The organism is uncultured Algibacter sp. (genome assembly GCF_963976535.1).
Classification (GTDB): domain Bacteria; phylum Bacteroidota; class Bacteroidia; order Flavobacteriales; family Flavobacteriaceae; genus Algibacter_B.
The window spans coordinates 20,368-40,067 of sequence record NZ_CAXBLF010000032.1 but is presented as its reverse complement, the minus strand read 5'-3'; the positions used below and the strand labels follow the sequence as shown (position 1 = coordinate 40,067).

General features: G+C 32.3%; 11 protein-coding genes and 2 tRNA genes. 5 read left to right on the top strand and 8 right to left on the bottom strand.

Features of this window, described 5'->3' with window-relative positions; genetic code table 11:
* Nucleotides 1–72: 72 nt before the first annotated feature.
* Together AAC024_RS09995 and AAC024_RS09990 are read right to left on the bottom strand one after the other, a co-directional pair.
* Nucleotides 73–1,194, bottom strand: coding sequence for a PQQ-dependent sugar dehydrogenase (locus AAC024_RS09995; protein WP_339895242.1), 1,122 nt, complete (start codon nucleotides 1,192–1,194; stop codon nucleotides 73–75).
* A 27-nt stretch (nucleotides 1,195–1,221) separates the two neighbouring features.
* Entirely contained in the window at nucleotides 1,222–3,483 is a 2,262-nt protein-coding gene (locus AAC024_RS09990; protein ID WP_339895241.1) for a TonB-dependent receptor, read from the bottom strand.
* 264 nt (nucleotides 3,484–3,747) lie between these two features.
* On the opposite strand from AAC024_RS09990, the gene AAC024_RS09985 reads away from it, so the two are divergent.
* Nucleotides 3,748–3,822 (top strand) — tRNA-Pro (locus AAC024_RS09985).
* Between the two features lie 129 nt (nucleotides 3,823–3,951).
* Here AAC024_RS09985 and AAC024_RS09980 read toward each other — a convergent pair.
* From AAC024_RS09980 to AAC024_RS09965, 4 genes are all read right to left on the bottom strand, one after another.
* Nucleotides 3,952–6,489, bottom strand: a complete 2,538-nt coding sequence (locus tag AAC024_RS09980) for a fused MFS/spermidine synthase (protein ID WP_339895240.1) — start codon at nucleotides 6,487–6,489, stop codon at nucleotides 3,952–3,954.
* A gap of 121 nt (nucleotides 6,490–6,610) precedes the next feature.
* Nucleotides 6,611–7,969: a hypothetical protein gene (locus AAC024_RS09975; RefSeq protein ID WP_339895239.1), complete on the bottom strand. Its 1,359-nt coding sequence runs from the start codon at nucleotides 7,967–7,969 to the stop codon at nucleotides 6,611–6,613.
* Between the two features lie 31 nt (nucleotides 7,970–8,000).
* Nucleotides 8,001–11,210, bottom strand: coding sequence for a SusC/RagA family TonB-linked outer membrane protein (locus tag AAC024_RS09970; protein WP_339895238.1), 3,210 nt, complete (start codon nucleotides 11,208–11,210; stop codon nucleotides 8,001–8,003).
* A 229-nt stretch (nucleotides 11,211–11,439) separates the two neighbouring features.
* Nucleotides 11,440–12,597, bottom strand: a complete 1,158-nt coding sequence (locus AAC024_RS09965; RefSeq protein WP_339895237.1) for a FecR domain-containing protein — start codon at nucleotides 12,595–12,597, stop codon at nucleotides 11,440–11,442.
* A 102-nt stretch (nucleotides 12,598–12,699) separates the two neighbouring features.
* On the opposite strand from AAC024_RS09965, the gene AAC024_RS09960 reads away from it, so the two are divergent.
* On the top strand, nucleotides 12,700–13,293 hold the full coding sequence (locus AAC024_RS09960) for a sigma-70 family RNA polymerase sigma factor (protein WP_339895236.1): 594 nt from the start codon (nucleotides 12,700–12,702) through the stop codon (nucleotides 13,291–13,293).
* 152 nt (nucleotides 13,294–13,445) lie between these two features.
* Here AAC024_RS09960 and AAC024_RS09955 read toward each other — a convergent pair whose 3' ends face one another.
* Together AAC024_RS09955 and AAC024_RS09950 are read right to left on the bottom strand one after the other, a co-directional pair.
* Complete coding sequence (locus AAC024_RS09955; protein WP_339895235.1) at nucleotides 13,446–13,955, bottom strand: DUF4440 domain-containing protein; 510 nt, start codon at nucleotides 13,953–13,955, stop codon at nucleotides 13,446–13,448.
* 428 nt (nucleotides 13,956–14,383) lie between these two features.
* A complete protein-coding gene (locus AAC024_RS09950) occupies nucleotides 14,384–14,854 on the bottom strand; it encodes a hypothetical protein (protein WP_339895234.1) in 471 nt (156 codons plus the stop codon).
* Between the two features lie 164 nt (nucleotides 14,855–15,018).
* Here AAC024_RS09950 and trxB point away from each other — a divergent pair, with 164 nt between their 5' ends.
* The 3 genes from trxB to AAC024_RS09935 all read left to right on the top strand — a co-directional run bounded on the left by trxB (nucleotide 15,019) and on the right by AAC024_RS09935 (nucleotide 19,634).
* Complete coding sequence (gene trxB / locus AAC024_RS09945) at nucleotides 15,019–15,999, top strand: thioredoxin-disulfide reductase (RefSeq protein WP_339895233.1); 981 nt, start codon at nucleotides 15,019–15,021, stop codon at nucleotides 15,997–15,999.
* 177 nt (nucleotides 16,000–16,176) lie between these two features.
* Entirely contained in the window at nucleotides 16,177–19,419 is a 3,243-nt protein-coding gene (locus AAC024_RS09940; RefSeq protein ID WP_339895232.1) for a glycosyl hydrolase, read from the top strand.
* Nucleotides 19,420–19,559: 140 nt separating this feature from the next.
* A tRNA-Pro gene (locus AAC024_RS09935) sits at nucleotides 19,560–19,634 on the top strand.
* Nucleotides 19,635–19,700 lie beyond the last annotated feature (66 nt).

The following is a 19,700-nucleotide window of genomic DNA, read 5'->3' as shown; positions in this document are numbered from 1 at the left end:
AAAGGGCGCAAAAAGAAACAAATTTAATTTTGCTGTGTTTCCGTCCAGACACTAGATATCTACTTGTTTTTATTATTTGGAGACTATTTTATAAATACCTTTTCCTTCAATAGCTATATAAATATAACCATCAGGCGCTTGAACAACATTTCTAACACGACCAATATCTTCAAATAACTTTTCTCGTTTTATAACTTTTTCATTTTCTATAATCAAACGTTCCAAGTATTGGAATTTTAATGAACCAACTAGAACGTTTCCTTTCCAATTAGGGTATTTTTCTGAAGACACAATAGCCATTCCACTTGGAGCAATTGAAGGCACCCAATAAAAGAGGGGTTGTTCCATGCCTTCTTTTTCGGTAATATCAGTAAAAGGTGTACCGTTGTAATTAATACCATATGATATTACTGGCCAACCGAAATTCTTTCCTTTTTGAATAATATTAATTTCATCACCTCCTTTTGGTCCGTGTTCATTCACCCAAATAGCTCCGGTAAACGGATTTTTTGCCATGCCTTGAGGATTACGATGACCGTAACTATAAATAGCTGTTTTCGCATTTTTAGTACCCACAAACGGATTGCTCTCAGGAATACTTCCATCGTCATTTAATCTATAAATTTTACCGCAATCTCTTGTAATATCTTGTGGATTAACATCTCTATTTCCTCGGTCTCCAATAGAGAAATATAAATAGCCGGCATCATCAAACTCAATTCTAGACCCCCAGTGTTGTCCTTTTTTTGTGTTCAATTCGGCTTTGTAGAGTGGTTCAAAATCTATTAAAGTATTACCACTTAATTTTGCTCTCGCTAAGGCTGTATTACCACCATCTCCTTCGCCTTCTGCTGAACTGTATGTTATGTAAATCCAACCATTATTTTCATAATCAGGATGTGTTTTTATATCTAAAAAACCACCTTGACCGCGTTGATATATATCAGGAACACCGTCAATATTAGTTTTTGTGCCATCTTTAAAGTGAATTAACTCTCCTGATTTTTCAGTAATAAGCATACTGCCATCGGGTAAAAATGTCATACCCCAAGGAATCGTTAAATCTGGCACAACTAATTCCGTGGTATACTTTAAATTAGTTGGTTCTTCAATATTAATTTCCGATTGCGTTTGTTGCGCACAAGCCACACAGGTTATGAGTATAATAGAGAATAAGGAATATGTCTTTTGCATCATTATCAATTTTGATTTAAAGTTACATTAAAATATATAATTTAAATTGATACCTCCAAAATAATTTACTGGGGTTCCTGGATAAAAGTACCTTGGAGCATTACCGCCAAAGCCAGATGCATTTATTAATATTTGAGAAGCATAATGTACATCAAAGATATTATTTGCACCAAAGAAAACATTTAGTTTTAGCATTTTATTAATATTTGCTTGATATCCTATTTTAGCATTAGTTAAATTGTAACTATCAGAATATAAGCTGTTACTATCTGTAATAGGCATACTTCCAACATATTGATAATTAATATTCCCGTAAATACCAAAAGTTGAATCAAAGTCAATTCCAGCATTAAAAATGTCTTTTGGAACACCAGTTAAATCATTCCCAGAAAAATCATCTGTGTTGTCAGTAAATTCTTTAAAAATGAAATTATTGCTTGTATAGTTTACAAAGGAACTAATAGATATACTTTCTTTTTGAAGCCAATTATAATTTAAGGCCAATTCTAAGCCATCATGTTGCGTTCTTCCGGCATTGATGCCAATAAATTGGTCTTGAGCTGTTCTTCTTGAAACCAATAGGTTTTTTATATCTAATCTATATATTGACGTGTTAAATTGTAACCTATTATCTAAAGTCGTACCACGTATTCCAATTTCAACATTCCAACCTGTTTCGGGTTTCAGGTTTGTGTTTATTTGTCCGTTTGGTAACAGCGTTTCATTGAGTGTGATAGGAGAGAAGCCATGGCTAATGCTTGAATAAACACTAATGTTTTTTGAAAATAAATGAGAGACTCCAAATTTTGGAGAGACTATGTTTTTGAATTTAAATTTACCTGATTGATCTGGATTTTCATCTGAAGCCATAAAATTATCTTCTAAATTATATGTTGTTTTATTTAGGTTTAAGCCAAATGATAGTGTTGTTTTATTTGAAGCTTCAAAATTCGATTCAGCAAAAATATTGTAATAGTTTCTTTGCTCTTTAAAGTTTGATAATTGATTGCCTTCAACGCTTCCAGTTCCTGCTGGAAAACCCTGATATAAATTTTCAAAAGTTTTATACCTGTAAATATCTCTAAAAAGTTCGCCGCCAAAAGTCCAATCTAGATTTTTACTAAACAATTTAGACTTTCCTAGTAAACGACTTCTCATACCTATTGCAAATGTGTTCTCCTTAAGAATGTTAAAAGGTCTCGGTTCATAAACATTTTTGAAGGATGTGAAAATACTAGAAGCTTGTTTTAAATTGCTGTTATAATCATGATTCCAAGATATACCAAAAACACCGCGTTTGGCATCTTCAAAACCTTGAGATTGTTTCCAAGTAAACGCTACCGATTTAGGATTGTTTAAATAATCGGTTTCATTAATAGAACTGGGTATAAACGCTTTTAAATCGACATAACTTGCTAAAAATGATAATTCGTTTTTTTTGTTTAAAAAATGATTTGAATTAAGTGTAAAGGTTTGTCTATTGTATGCATTGTTTTCACGATAACCGTCGGTTTTAGTATTGCTATAAACAGCTCTTAAACTGTTCTGGCTTGAACCATGATTTATATTTACAACACCTTTAATAAGACCGAAAGAGCCAATAGATAAAGCAGTGTTTAAATGGGTTTGATTTAATAAAGCATTTTGAGGTTTTAATTGAATAACACCACCAAGACCTGCACCATAAATACTTGAAGCAGGACCTTTAATGATTTCAAAACGAGAAATTGAAGCGAGTTCGAAATCTTCAATGTTAGTTTCTCCACTACCGTTGGTTAAAGGGATATCTTTAAAATATGCTCTAATTTTTGAAGTTCCAAAAAGATTCCTAGAGCCTATACCTCTTATCGTAATTCTATTGGTGTTCAATGCCCCGCTTTGCATGAACACCCCAGGAGCTCGGTTTAAAATTGGAGCAAAATTTATATTGTTTGAACGTTTAATATCTTTTGAAGAAATTATACTAACAGAAGCTGTTGCTTTTTTTAATGCTTTAGGAATGTTGTTTGCGTGTACAATAATTTCATTCAATTCGGATGGGTTTATATTAAGCTGGATAATGTAATATTGGTTAAAAATTAGATTTAAATTTTTAACAACGTATCCTTTTTTATTGAAAGAATAAAGACCTTCATTTAAGATTTCAAAAGAACCATCTAACTTTGAAGTTGTACTTTTTTGTGTATCTAGGTTAATTATTTCAACTCCTTCTAAAACGGTATTATCATCACTTTCTATTATTTTCCCTGTTATTTTTGATTGGCTATAACCTGTGAAAGCTAATCCCAAAAGAGAAAAAATGAAAATTATTTTTGTTATGTAATACACAAATAAAACTAATAAATTAAAGAGACAAAAATATCATTTTTAAACAAGAATTTTTTTTAAAAAAGTAATTATGAAATGAATAAATAAACTATATTTGCATCCCGTTACAAGATAATCACAATTCGGGGTGTAGTACCGCATCAAGTGCGGCATAAACTACGCTCAGAAAATAATAGTTAATATAGGATTTTGAATTCCTAATATATGTTCAATTCTATTCAAATTCGGGGTGTAGCGTAGCCCGGTTATCGCGCCACGTTTGGGACGTGGAGGCCGCAGGTTCGAATCCTGCCACCCCGACAAACCTAGTAATAGGTAACATCAAAACACTGCTAATCTTATGACTATCAGTGTTTTTTGTTTTAAATGATTTTGTTTGATACCATATAATTTTTCTGCCCTGTTATTTTTTATTGGATAGCAATAATTTTAAAAAGAATCATTATTCCCATTTAAAAAATTTGGTACTAAAAAATTAATTTTATCTAGTGTTTTATTCGCCTCACTTTCATTTCCATTATCTTTAAGTTGTAAATACCTAAAATACAATAACCCGACTTCAACATATTTTAATTCATTTGGTGGTAATTCGGACAAATAAGGGTCTTTTGAGGCAGGCAGGTTTTTATTCAACATCTTAAAAAGATCAAACAGCTTCTCTCTAATAATGTATGAGTTTTTACCAGAGTTTGCCTGTTGCGATAAAATAGGTGCTTTAAATTCGATTGACCTATAGTTGTCATTATTCACACCAACGTTGATAAGATTGTTTTTTATAGCATTTAAGTTTCCTAAATAAAAAAGGCCAGCCATGTGATCATTTAAATTATCGGATTCGCTTTTTGAAGAATCAATAACATTTTCAATATTTCTTTTAAGAATTTCCTCATTTAATTTAGACCCTTTTTCCTGACCTATTAAAACAATACTTGCACGTGTGCTGGAAAAGTCGCCACGCCAAAAGGTTACCTCAGGAAATACTGAGGCAAATGTTTTAGTGATAATTTCAAAACTCTCAGGTGTTAGTTGGTATAATGGAAGCCATTGTGCAAACACACCTCCCTTTTTTAGGTGTTTCTTTGCTTGGTTAAAATGTTCAATAGTGTAAAGACTACCAGTTCCAGCATGCCAAGGCGTAAAAAGGTCTCCTACAATAACATCAAAGTTTTCGGTTGATCCAAGTAAAAAATTGCGAGCATCATCGGCAATAATTTCAACGCGCTTATCCTTAAAAAGATTATTAACCCAAGGAGAAAAATATTGTTTAGCGGCTGGAATGACGTTAGAAACCAATTCGACAACTACAACACGTTCTACATCATGGCTTAAAGATGCTCCAGCTGTAATTCCCGTTCCCATTCCTAAAAACAAAGCCTTTTTTGGTTTTGGATGAATTAACAGAGGAATATGGCCTTGCATTTGTTCAACTAGAATAGAGCGAGAATCTCCAAGTACATAAAAATTATCTAGTCGCATCTGTATATTTTTATCAGATTCTACTATTGAAACAACACCATCGCTAGATTGCCACATCTTTAAAATTTTATCTCCTTTTTGTAATTTTACAGTTGGTGGATTAGTAATAAAGACTAAACCAATAATTCCTATTATTGGTAACAATAACCATTTTTTTATGACCTTAATATTAAATGTAAAATAAATATATAGCGCCAAACAGCCATATAAAATGGCAATAATTTTAATTGTCATCCAAATACCTATGGCATCAAGTAAAATAAATCCAGCTAGTAGGGGTCCAATGGTACTACCTATTGAGTTAAATAAGACTAGTTTACCTACAAATTTACCAGGAGATTGATTTTCAACGGACGATGCTTTTAATAAAAAAGGGAAAATAGCACCAAATATTACAGTTGGTAAAAATACAACTAGAAAACTTAACTTAAATACAGCGATAAGATACGCAGACCATGATGCACTTGGAGCAAGATACCCTAAGCCATTTGTTAATGTATTGAATACATAAGGTGAAACACCCACTGCGATAGCTCCTAAAGATAGAAGTATTAATAATACATATTTAGGGTGACGAGATATTTTTACTAACTTGTTCGAAAGAATGCCTCCAATTCCTAAGGAAAAAAGGAATACTACTAAAATTGCAGAAAAAGAATATATAGAATTTTGTAAAACCTGAGCGAACATTTTTGTCCAAATGGTTTCGATTGATAAAGCCAATAAGCCTGAGGAAAATGCTAATATTTTTAACTCTAAATAATTAATATTATCTAATTTGGTTATAGTTTTAGAAACTTTATTATCTTTTTTAACTACAGATGTTTCTTTATTGGTTACAAATAGCCTATCCATTAAGATTGCTGAAAAACCAATACTTGCCACTAAAACTATGGTAAAATAATAGGTTGTATCCACACCATATTTAGATAGTAAAAAAAATCCAGCTAATAAAGCTCCAATTGAAGCTCCTAAGGTGTTCACCGCATATAAAATAGTGCCTCTATTTGCTAATTGGCGTTTTTCTTTTCCTATAAATTGCGCTAAAACCGGAAAGGTTCCTCCCATAAGTACCGTTGGTAAAAGAAGGAGGGTGATACTGAAAATAAATTTTAATATTGTTAGAAAACTTTGATTACCATCAGTTAAAGCTACTACTGAGGCATAGTGTGTTTCGTAAAATTGAATACCAGGAATTATTAGTAATGCAGTTAATGCAATGCCAATTTCCATAAGACCATATGCAACCAGTGGTCGTTTAAACTGGGCAGAAGCATTTCCTAGAAACCAACCTCCAATGGCTAATCCTAGAAAAAAAGCAGCTAATGTGGCTGCTGTAGCGTAAGCTGCATTTCCAAAAATTAAGCCTAAACGGTACATCCAAACTACTTGCAATATTAATCCTGAAGCTCCCGATAAAAAAAATAAAAAGGATAAAACAGAAAAGTGTGAAGAACTTATTGGTTTTGAACTATGAAGCTGATTAGGCATAAACTATATTTATATTTGGTGATGCAATTTATAAAATTAAATGAAGATTGAAATAAAAAAGAGGCTCTTTTAAGAGCCTCTTTTGTTGACTAAAACAATAAATTAAACTTACCACATACATTTATAAACATTCTACGTAGTTTGGGTTATTAGCTTCAGATTGAGGGATTGGAAATGTTAGATTAGAATCATAACTTCCACCTTTAAAATAATCTCCCCATGGAAATACATCAGAAGCTTGCATACCATAAACATCAACAAGACGCCTTAAATCGCCATGTCTTTTACCAGTACTGTACAGCCATAAAGCACGCTCTTCCATATGTGCTAGCATAAGTGCATCTCCCGATAAAGCAGAAAAATCTAAATCAGTTGGAAGACCAATAGTATCCCTTAGCTCATTAAGGATTGTATGAGTACCAATACCACTACCTGAATCTGCTTCAGCTTCCGCTTGAATTAAACGTGCCTCAATTCCTGAAGCCAGAGCAACAGAAGCATTTTCATCTGTAAATTTTAATTGGTTATAATACAAAGTAATACCATCTTGACCATTGGCAGTACCACCATCATAAGGAACACGAGGATCACCAGCATCAGCAAATTCACGGTATGGTACACCAACTTTATTACCACCCTTTTTATTAGCTATTGAAAACTGACGTCTAAGAGTAGTCATGATATATATGCCATTTTCCTGTCTTGTACTATTATCGGAATGCTCAATGTTGTAAACAAAATCCGTTGGAACTGATGCTACTTCATTTGCAGCATCTGCAATTTGACCTAAGCCTAGTAAAGCTCGAGCTTTTCCTACTCGAGCCAAATTAGCTAAATCAGAGTTTCCACTACTACTGGAAGCAGCTTGTTCAAACCAATTGATAGCCGCATTAAACATTTGTGTTTGCGTTAATGGTTCTCCATAAATAATATCTCCACCACCGGCAGGCACTTTACTAAATGGAACAGCACCACAAAAGGTTTCAGCAAAAATAACATACACATAGCCTACTATACTTTGCATTTCACTTTCTACTTCAGGAACACCACCAAAGCCTTGAGCTAAGTCTATAGTAGCTTCTGCTCCTGCACGTGCTCTATGTATATTTGAATAAATTACATCCATTGTACCATTGGTATTTAGAAGATTCCTGGTATCTGCTTCACGACGTGTTGGGAAGGTGCCTGAATAAATGTACTCATCAGACATAAGTCCACTCATTACCGTTAATCCAACCGTTCCCCCGTGTCCTGCACCAGAACCACTTAAGGCTACTGAAAGATCTCCTAAAGACCCAGCTTTTAGTGTTTGAATACCAGCCTCACTGTTTAAAGATTCTGGAGTAACAATATCTGGATCGGTAACATCAACTATAGAATCGCATGATACCACTCCAAGAGTTAGAAGAATAGAAAGGCTGGCTAAAATTAACCACTTATAACTTCCAAATTGCTTTGTATTTTTTATTAAATTTTTCATAATTAAAATATTTCGTTTTAATAATTAGCTGTTAAAATGAGAGGTTTAAACGAACTTTCCATGAACGTGTTGGTGGCTGGCTAAGAAATTCCTCAGTTGCGAAATTAGATTGACCGGTTGAGCTTATTTCAGGATCCAGTCCAGAATAATCAGTCCATATACCTAAATTTTGACCAGATAGAGTAAGACTCACTCTAGAAAACCCGATACTACTTACGAGTTTTTGTGGCGCATTGTAAGTAAGAGATATTTCCCTTAATCTCCAAAACGATGCATCTTCAATGTAACCTGCATTGGTGCCAAGAAATTTAGAAGCTACTGCTCTTGCTTGTCCAGCAAGTGAAGCATTTGGGTCGTTTAGTTCTTGAGTCATATTATTACCATTTCTCCATGCCCCAGTATTGTTGTACAATTTTTGACCACCTTTATAATTCAATAATCCTCTTAAAACCACGGCATTGTTAAATAATCCTACAGTTGGAGTAAATGAAATATCAGTAGTAGCAAACGGAGTTCCTAAATAAACGGTTTCTCCTACTTGAACTTCTGATTCGCTAATAAAACCATCTCCATTGGCATCACTGTATGTATATTCTTCGTCCCAGTAACCACCTAAAGGATAACCCTCTACATGTCTTTGAACGCCATTAAAGATAATAGGCTCAATACCTTCACCTAATTTAGTAAGTTCAGTATCAATAAATGATGCTACTATACCTAGGTCGAAATAGAATTTTTCAGTTTCAACAATGCTTGCATTTAAAGAAATTTCGACACCTGAATTTTTAACAGAACCTAAATTTTCAAAACGACCGGCACCAACACCTAGTGAAGGAGGTAGTGTTCTAAAAATTAATGCGTCTTCTGTTTGCTTGTTAAAGTACGTTAGATCAAGACCTATTCGGTTGGAGAATAACTTTACATCTGCACCAAATTCCAATTCTTCTGAACGCTCTGGTTTAAGACCAGCATTTCCTACGCTACCAATGGTAACACCTGTGACACTAGTGCCATCAACCGTTGCAGCAATTGGATTAAAAAAGCGTAAGGCATCATTTGTGCCAGGTTGTACACCCGATGCACCCCATGCCGCTCTTAATCTTAACGAATTCATCCAGCTTTTATCATTTGGATTAAAGAAATCTTCATTGGAAATTAACCAAGACGCACTTACTTTAGGATAATAAACAGATTTGAAAGAAGAACCAAAAGAACTGCCTCTATCGGTTCGCACTGCACCAGTTACAAAAAGTTTTTCATTAAATCCTACCTGTTCTTCTATAAAAGCCCCAATGGTACGTTGCTCTATAGTTTGTTCGCTACTAGTAGTTGTTGCAGCACCAGCAATTGAATTGCTACCAGCAACAAGTTGAAAACCTGTTGCAAAAGTACCTTGAGTAAGTTTTTGTAAATATTGAAGACCTACTGAGGTACGTGACGTAATGTTTTCAGAAAAATTTGTGCTATAAGAGCCCACGGCATCCAGTGTATAAACAAAATCGTTAAACCTGTTTGAAAAACGAGCACCTTCATCATAATTTAGAAATGCTGGTGCTTCCCCAGTAGGGAAGAATTGAGTATCCCATCGTGATGTGAAATCAAGACCTCCAAATACACGAACATTTATTTTTTCTGATGGTTTCCAGATGGTTTCCAATCCAGTAGTAAAACGATTTACTAATTGTCTAGTATCTATAGTGAATAGCTCTTCGGGTGTAAACTCACCCCAACCATTATTGACATCGAACGAAGATGTACCGTCAAGACCTTGACTCATCAAACCAAGTGAAAAATTATCATTTAATGGTAATCCCAAATCACTATTTGTATAACTTGTGGTTAAACTCATCTTTAATTTATCTGTGATTTGTGCTCCAAAATTTCCTCTGAAATTAGTTTTTTTAATATTACTTACAGGTACCACTCCCTCACTATCGCTCATGCTTCCAGATAAGAAATACGTAAGTGCTTCACTACCACCTGATACACTTAAACCAGCACCAACAGATACGCCAGTACGGAAAGGTGATGTACGAGAATCGTTAAGTGGTTGAAAAGAATTAACTACATCATGCACAAAAGTTCCATCAGCTGCTTCAAAATTAAATCCTGGATTGCCAGAAGCATCTAGTGCCTGATAATTTTTAGGGTAGGTAACTACATCTTCTACGAAACCAGTTTCCATAAATGCAGACCATCTTGGGTCACCAGCACCACCTTTTTTTGTTGTAATTAAAATCACACCATTTGCAGCGATAGAACCGTAAAGAGTTGCAGCCGAAGGGCCTTTTACAACTTCTATAGACTCAATATCTTCTGGATTAATGTCATCTAGTCTTGACGGAGATTGTCCTCCTGTCTCGAATGATATAGAGTTAGATTCATTGTTAATTAAAACACCATCAACATATATTACAGGTTCGTTGGATAATGAAGCACTATTAGAACCTCTAATTCTAATTCTCGATCCCATACCAACAGATCCTCCACTGGCACCAATAGATACACCAGCAGCTTGACCTTGAAGTATGTCAAAAACGTTATTGATAGGTCGTTCTTTAACATCGTCAGAAACTTTTAAGTTGGCTATTGAATTACCCATCTCAACTCTTTTACGAGCACCAGTTGCTGTAATAATAACTTCATCTAAAGACTGATTGTCTTCAATCATTCTAACATTTACTGTAGTTTCTTGTCCTACTACTTTCTTAACAGTTTTCATACCTACATAGGTAAACACTAACACAGCCTGATCTGAATCTACCTTAATGCTGTAATTACCATCAAAATCTGTTATTGCTCCCGTGGTTGTGCCTTCTGCAGTAACATTTACACCCAATAATGGTTGGTTGTTGATATCTGAAACATTTCCAGTAACCGCTATCTGTTGGATGAGTACCACTTCTTTATCAGGAGTAACATTGACTTGATTTTTTAATGGATCTATTTTCAGTATAATTTGTTTTTTATAGACTTCAAAAGCTACGTTTGAATTTGAAAATATGTCTTTTAAAATTGAGGATATACGTTCGCGATTCGCAATAATGGTAACTTTCTTTTTATAGTCAATTTCATTGTCATTGAACATAAATTTAAAATCACTTAGCGATTCTATTTTGTATAAAACGTTTTCAATAGTAGCGTTTTCCATATGTAATGAAATCTTAGTTTTTTGAGCATAAGAATCATTTGCATAAAGATTGAGAAAAGAAACTATTAGAAATAATGTAGTGAGCTTCATTTTTAAATCGAATTTTATTTGAAAAGAGTTTAAACTCCTTTGCTTAAATAGATTTTTCATATTTTTGTAATGAATTAATTGGTTAATATTATTAATCATGTTTTAAATCGGAAGATGTTGCAGCATTTTCCGGTTTTTTTCCTTTAAAGTTAAAAGGAATAGTCTTTTTTTTTTTTTGATTTTGTTTTAGTTTTATAGAGTTTTTTTATACCATATTTTTAGATTGTTTTTAGTTAATAATTATTTGATTGTTAATTAAAGAGTAATTAATATTATAGTTTTTGTGAAATGTCTCCAAGACTTGTTCTATGGTTTCTATATCAAAACTAGCAGTAAAAAATTCTTCATCTAATTTTTTATTGTTATTCATAATAGTTACATCATAATGTCTCTCTAGTTTTCTTGTTATATTTTTAAATGGTAAATGCCTAAATAAGATTCTTCCTTCTATCCAAGCGGTATGTGTTTCTAAATCGGCTTTATCTATTGAAATTTCTTTATTATGTTTATTCCATGATGCTAAATATCCTGGTTTTAATAATGATGCTGTTTCTTTGTTGTAATCCGTATTGTTATCAAAAACACTAACCGAACCTTCAACCAATACTGTAGTGACTTTATTGTTTTCAGGATAGGAGGATGCATTAAACTTAGTGCCAAATACCCTTACGCCTACATTATTCATGTTGACAATAAAAGGATGATTGGCATCTTTTGTTACATCAAAAAAGGCTTCTCCGTTTAAATACACTTGTCGTTTTTTTCCTTTTAAGAATTTAACTGGATATTTTAAAGATGTGCCTGCATTCAAATAAATATGGGTGCCATCGGATAGTTTTAATTCAAACCTTTTTCCATAAGGTACCGTTAATGTATTATAAACCAATGTTTCCACTGTAGGTTTATCATCATATATTAATTGATTCCCTTTTTGAGAGCCTATAATTTTGCCTTCTTTATTTACAACTTTTTCTGTGCCATCTTCAGAAAGTACTTTTATGTTGCCGTCTTCCAATTGTAAAATTATCTCATTTTTATTGATCGTTGTAACATCAATTTTATTTGAAGAGTTAAAATTGTTATTAACAACATAGCCAATACTAATAAATAGAACTCCTATAGCTGCATATTTAAAAAACTTCTTAATTTTAAATTTATTTAAAATAGTTTTGTCTTTTCTTATTTTATCTAGCAGTAGTTTTTCTGCTTTTTTTGTATTGTATTGGGACATATTGTTGCGAATTGCGAAATCTATCTTAGAACTAGAAATGAATAAGTCTTCAGCACCTTGTTTTTCAAACCATAGCATTAAATCATCTAGCTCGGTTTCAGATATGCAATCTGTAAAATATTTTGCCAGTAATTTTTTATCTTTAGTGTTGTTCATTATATATATTACGAAGCTCATTTGCAAAACCCTAATGTATTTAGTTTTTTTTTTAGTAATATTGTTACATTAATTGATTAAGTACTTAATAATTCGCAAGAAATGCACGATAGTTTTAAAGAAAACGCCAATTTAATATGGCACTTAAAAAAAGGAAATGAAGATGCTTTTTCTTTTTTGGTAAAAAATTTTAATCATCAATTATGTGTGTATGCAAGTAGTTTATTGAACAACGAATCTCTTGCCGAAGACATTGTACAGAATGTTTACATAAAGACTTGGGAAAAACGCAAGTTATTAAGTGAAAATTTTTCAATTAAAAGTTTTTTATATAAATCTGTTTATAATGAGTATATAGATCAATATAGAAAAAATAGATCTGTAACCTTACTGGAAAAAAAATATATAGAAGCTCTTGATACTATAGTTGAAGAGGATTATAGTGTGTTGGAAAAACTTTATCATTTAGTTCAAAAAGAAATTCAAAATTTACCACCAAAATGCAAAAACACTTTCTTATTAAGTAAGCAGGAAGGGTTAAGTAATGCAGAAATTTCGGAATACCTTAACATCTCTATCAAAACGGTAGAAGCACATATAACAAAGGCATTTTGTCTTATTCGCGAACGCGTAAATCTCAATCCCAATATGAATACTTTTCTTTTCTTGTTATTTGATAAAAAAATTATTGAATAGCACATTGGATAAGTATATCTTTAAAAAAGAGAAAGTACTAGGCAAAAATTTATCCTACATTTAAATTGGATTAGTTCTAATAAAAATGGTCAATTATTTTAATAATTGACCATTTTTATTTTACCATAAATCTTTTATTTCAAAGAATAGTGTTAATGAGATGCCTTTCTTATATCTCTTGACGAAGAATGTGTTTTGGTAATTTTCCATTGTCCATCTACTTTCTTTAAGTCGGAAGTGGCAACACCTTTCTTTTTAATAATTCTTGCTTCTCTACCTTTTTCTTCGTTAGCTTTAATACCAATAGTAAAAATATAGGTTTCGGTGGTAAAGGCGTAAGGTAACTCTATTTTTACATCAATTTTATAATCTGAAAAGGTAAAACTATCAAAAGCTTTTAATTCTGGACCAAGATGATGAGATTCATAATTTTCATAAGTACCTTCAGAGCCTCCAGATTCAAAAACTGTAGCTTCATTTGTAAAAAGTGCTTTTGTTCCTTCGGTAGTTAAATTTTGAACAGCATCTTTATAGTTTTTCATAACTGCTGCGACAGCTTCTTTTTCTGCTGATACGTCTCCAGCAACTTTTTGTTCTTGCTCTTTACAGTTTGTAAATGTTAAAAGAGTAATAAATAGTAATCCGATTGATTTAAAATACATGTTCATACTTTTTTGTTTTTAGTGAATTAAATGGTTGTTATCTAATTTACAAACCTAAAGAATTTAATTATATAAAACTCGATGTGCATTAGTAAATAGCAAAAACGAAGTTACTCATTGTTTAAGAAAAATATGTATTTAATTGAATATCAATTTATTAAATACGTGAATAGCTTTAAAGCAAATTATGATAAAAACTTAGAAGTTTTACTTTTAGTTACAAAAAGAGAGCAATTTCTAAAATATAAAATGAGATAAAATTGAGGTAAAGTGGAACAATTTTAAATTGATTAGAACGAAATCTTCCTTCATTTTATTTTCACTCTTAATCTTGAGTTTACTTATAAAGAAATAGCGAAAGCATAACAAATAACTGAGTAAAAAGGACAAATTCTTTAATATAATCTTAGAACAAATTTTTCATTTTTTTACTCTATCCTTATATAGTTTTCTGCTAAAATAGGATGCCCTGCACTATCTAATTCAACCTGGCTAAATTCATTTTCACTTATATTAAGATTAAAAGAAAACTCTGTTTTGTCTTTTATTATTTCGTTCATCGATTTAGAGCCATAATCTAAAATTTCAGTTAAAATGCCATTTTTAACATTATAATCACCGTATGCAAACCAATCTATCGAATCTGAAAGTCGCGTTCTACTCCACATCACTTTGGTTGGTGAATACATTTTTATTTGTTTATTAGTGCTTGAAGAAGGAATGGTATCGACACTACCATCTTCACCAAAATTTAAATAACTTACTAACTTCCAGGCACCTTCTAAGGTATGAATGTCGCTAGCAGTTTCCAGAGCGTTTTTGTCAACTGTGTCAACTTTTGAATTGTCTTTACAAGAAAAGATTAGAGCAATACAGATAATTAATAATAAGTTTTTCATAATCTTTAAATTAAGTAGTTAGTATTTTAACAAGTTACAAAAAAAACAAACACATATTTATTTTTATAGTTTAGAGTTATTTAACTATAAAAACTGTTGATAACTTCTCTGTTAGGTTTTAACCAAAAATTCTACTTTTGTCTTAGAAAATTTTAATAGCAATTATGTCTGATACAATAGAAAAAGTAAAATGTTTAATCATAGGTTCTGGACCTGCTGGCTATACCGCAGCTATATATGCCGCTAGAGCAAATATGAAACCAGTTTTATACCAAGGTACTCAACCAGGCGGTCAATTAACAACAACTAATGAAGTTGAAAATTACCCAGGTTATCCAGATGGAATAACAGGGCCAGAAATGATGATTGAATTTCAAAAACAAGCTGAACGTTTTGAAACGGATGTTCGTGACGGGTGGATTACTAAAGTTGATTTTTCTGGAGATGTACAAAAAGTATGGGTTAATGATGTAAAAGAAATCCACTGTGATACCGTTATTATCTCAACAGGAGCTTCTGCAAAATATTTAGGTTTAGATTCTGAACAAAAATATTTAAAGCTTGGAGGTGGAGTTTCTGCTTGTGCCGTATGTGATGGATTCTTTTATAGAAACCAAGAAGTCGTGATTGTAGGTGCTGGAGATTCAGCTTGTGAAGAAGCACATTACTTATCAAAACTTTGTAAAAAAGTGACCATGCTGGTTCGTAGAGATGAGTTTAGAGCCTCAAAAATTATGGCAGCTAGGGTCAAGAATACTGAAAATATTGAAATCTTATTTAATACTGAAACTGATGAGGTTTTAGGTGACGGTCAAGTGGTAACAGGTGTTCGTGTTTTTAATAATCAAACCAATGAAAAACATGAAATACCTGTAACAGGATTTTTTGTGGCTATTGGTCATAAACCAAATACCGATATTTTTAAAGACTTTTTAGATTTAGATGAAACAGGATATATAATTAATGTTCCTGGAACATCTAAGACTAACATTGAAGGTGTTTTTGTGTCTGGTGATGCTGCAGATCATGTATACAGACAAGCAGTTACAGCAGCAGGTACTGGATGTATGGCAGCCTTAGATGCCGAGCGTTATTTAGCAGCTAAAGATTCAACATTCGAAGTGTCAACATCTAATTATAATTAAATAGAATTATTTATTTTAAAAAAAAGCCAAAGTAAATTACTTCGGCTTTTTTGTTGTGTAATTGTTAGCAGTGAAGGTTTATAAGGGTGGTTAAATTCTGTAGCCCGAAATTAATACAATTTGCTTAATTTATAGATCTTATATTTTATGTTATTCTTATATTTATAAAAAAATATTATGAATATCGTAAGTAAAATATCAATTTTTTTAGTTTTATGCTTTTCCACTCTTTCATTTAATGCTCAAGAAAAAGATTCAACGCAATTAGAACATGCTATTTCTGGCTTGAAATTTAGGAGTATTGGGCCAGCATTTATGTCAGGTAGAATAGCAGATATTGTTATAGACCCAAATAATCAAAATATTTGGTATGTTGCTGTAGGTTCTGGAGGAGTTTGGAAAACAGTAAATTCTGGAACAACATGGAAGCCGTTGACAGATAAAGAATCTTTTTATTCAACAGGTTGTTTAACTATTGATCCAAATAATTCTAATAATATTTGGCTAGGAACTGGCGAAAATGTTGGAGGAAGGCATGTTGGCATAGGACATGGAATATATCTTAGTAGAGATGGAGGAGACCATTGGGAAAATAAAGGGTTAAAAAATTCAGAACATATTTCGAAAATAATAGTAAACCCAAATAACTCTCAAGAAATTTGGGCAGCGGCACAAGGACCTTTATGGAGTTCAGGAGGAGATAGAGGTCTATATAAAACAAGTGATGGAGGAAATACTTGGAGATTAGTTTTGAGTGGTAATAAATGGACGGGTGTAACAGATATTTTAATTGACCCAAGAAATGAAAAAGTACTTTATGCAGCTACATGGCAAAGGCATAGGAATGTTGCTGCCTATATTGGTGGTGGAGAAGACACTGCAATTCATAAAAGTATTGATGGTGGAGAAACTTGGGAAAAACTTACAAACGGATTGCCTAAAACTAATATGGGTAAAATTGGACTTGCAATTTCTCCAATAAACCCAAATGTTATTTATGCTGCAATTGAATTAGAAAGAAGAAAAGGAGGGATATTTAGATCAGAAAATCAAGGTTTAAGTTGGGTTAAAATGTCAAATACAGTTTCTGGTGGAACAGGTCCACATTATTACCAAGAACTTATTGCTTCTCCTCATGAATTCGATAAACTTTATTTAATGAATAATAGTACATTGTATTCAAATGATGGAGGGAAAACTTTTGAAACCATGAAAAAAGATGATAAACATGGTGATGACCACAGTTTAACTTTCAAAACTAACGACCCAAATTATATGCTTATAGGGACGGATGGAGGAATATATGAATCATTTGATAAATCTGAAACATGGAAGTTTGTTAATAATTTACCTATAACTCAATTTTATAAGCTTGCAGTTGATGATGCAAAGCCTTTTTATAATATATATGGTGGAACACAAGACAATAATACTCAGGGCGGACCATCAAGAACTTTAAAAAGTACTGGGATCTCTAATTCAGATTGGTATGTTTTATTGGGTGGCGATGGACACCAACCTGCAACCGAACCTGGTAACCCAAATATCGTTTATGCACAATCCCAACAAGGAGAATTAAGAAGAGTTGAAAAATCAACAGGTGAGTCAGTTTATATTAAACCACAATCAGGTATTGATGAACCTTATGAGCGTCATAATTGGGATTCACCAATATTAGTAAGTCACCATGATTCGAAACGCTTATATGTTGGTTCTCAGCGTGTTTGGAGATCTAATAATAGAGGAGATAGTTGGAAACCAATATCAAAAGACTTAACCAAAAATGAAGAGCGACTAACTTTGCCTATTATGGGTAAACAACAGAGTTGGGATGAGGCCTGGGATGTTTATGCGATGTCTACTTATAATACTATAACGTCAATATCAGAATCAAAATTAGATAAAAATATAATTTTTGCTGGTACAGATGACGGAATTATTCAACGCACAAACGACGGTGGAAAGTCTTGGGTTAAAACTGAAGTTGGTTCTTTACCAGGTGTACCGTCAACATCATTTGTAAATGATATAAAAACAGATTTGCATGATAAAAATGAAGTTTATGTAGCACTCGATAATCATAAATTTGGAGACTATAAACCGTATTTATTAAAAAGTGATGATGGTGGTAAAAGCTGGAATAGCATTACTAATGGTATACCAAAAAATAATTTTGTTTGGAGAATAGTGCAAGATCATAAAAACCCTAACTTATTATTTTTAGCTACAGAGTATGGTATTTATGTTTCATTAAATCAAGGTGATAACTGGATGAAATTTTCTCAAGGTTTGCCTACAATTTCATTTCGTGATTTAGCAATTCAAAAAAGAGAAAATGATTTAGTAGCTGCATCATTTGGAAGAAGTTTTTATGTATTAGATGATTATAGTCCGCTAAGAAATATTAATCCATCCACAATAAGCAAAGCACAATTGTTTAAGCCGCGTAAAGCGTTACAATATCAACCAATTAGTGGTGGTACATCCAGTCAAGGTGCAAGTTTTTTTACAGCAAAAAACCCAGATTATGGTGTATTATTCACGTATTATATTCCTGAAAATTTTGATAGCTTAAAAAGCAAAAGGCAGAAAAAAGAAAAGGCATTAAATAAAGAAAATAAAAATATCCCTTTTCCCGGATGGCAAGCTTTAAGTGATGAAAAACATCAGGGAAAACCCAATGTTACATTGGTAATTAGAAATGATGAAGGGAAAATTATAACAAGAATACATAGCGAATATAAAAGAGGGCTAAATAGAGCGTCTTGGAATTTAAAGCAACCCTTAGTTTCTAATTTTAATTTAGAAACACTTGATACTGCTGAACCATCAAGATATATTTATTCAAATCCTGGTTTGTATAGTGTCGCTCTTTATTCAATAATTGAAGGAGGAACTATTAAATTAGGTGAAACTCAAACTTTTAATGTTGAGCGAATTAGAGAAAATGTATTAAAAAACCCTATGTCAGAAAAAGAAATTTCAGATTATGCAAATAGCTTAATTGAGTTTAAAGCATCAGTTAATACTATAACTAACGATTTTAATAAAGCATCTAAAAAATTAAAAGCTTTTGATAAAATACTTAAATATGCGAATATAGCTCCAGGTAAATTAGATAGTGAAATTCATGACTTAAAAAAAGTAATGTACAACTTAGATGAAAAACTGAATGGAAACTCAGTAAAAAAAGAAATAAGAGAAAAAGAAATATTATCTATAGCATCTAGAATTTTAACTGCCCAAAGAGGCTTTACTAAAAGCACATATGGACCTACGGAAATGCATTTAGAAAATTTTGAAATTGCAAAACAATTATTTAGTAGATTAAAACCTAAACTAGAAAGTTTCTCAACTATAGACGTGCCCAGAATTGAAAATATGCTAAAAGAGGCTGGTGTGCCAATATTATTAGATTAATTTTAGTTTAAAATAATAGTGAGGCACTATAAAATAGGTGGGCAGTTTTAATAAAAATTAAAAAACCGAAGTTATTATTACGGTTTTTGTTTGCTTTGTAAATAACTAAAAAAGTATTTTCTTTGAAATTCTAAAATATTCGGGATGTGGCGCAGTCCGGTTAGCGTACACGGCTGGGGGCCGTGTGGTCGCAGGTTCAAATCCTGTCATCCCGACTAAACCTAAAATGATCCAGCATGTCTGGATCATTTTTTATTCCCGAAAGTGTGTAGATTTCAATC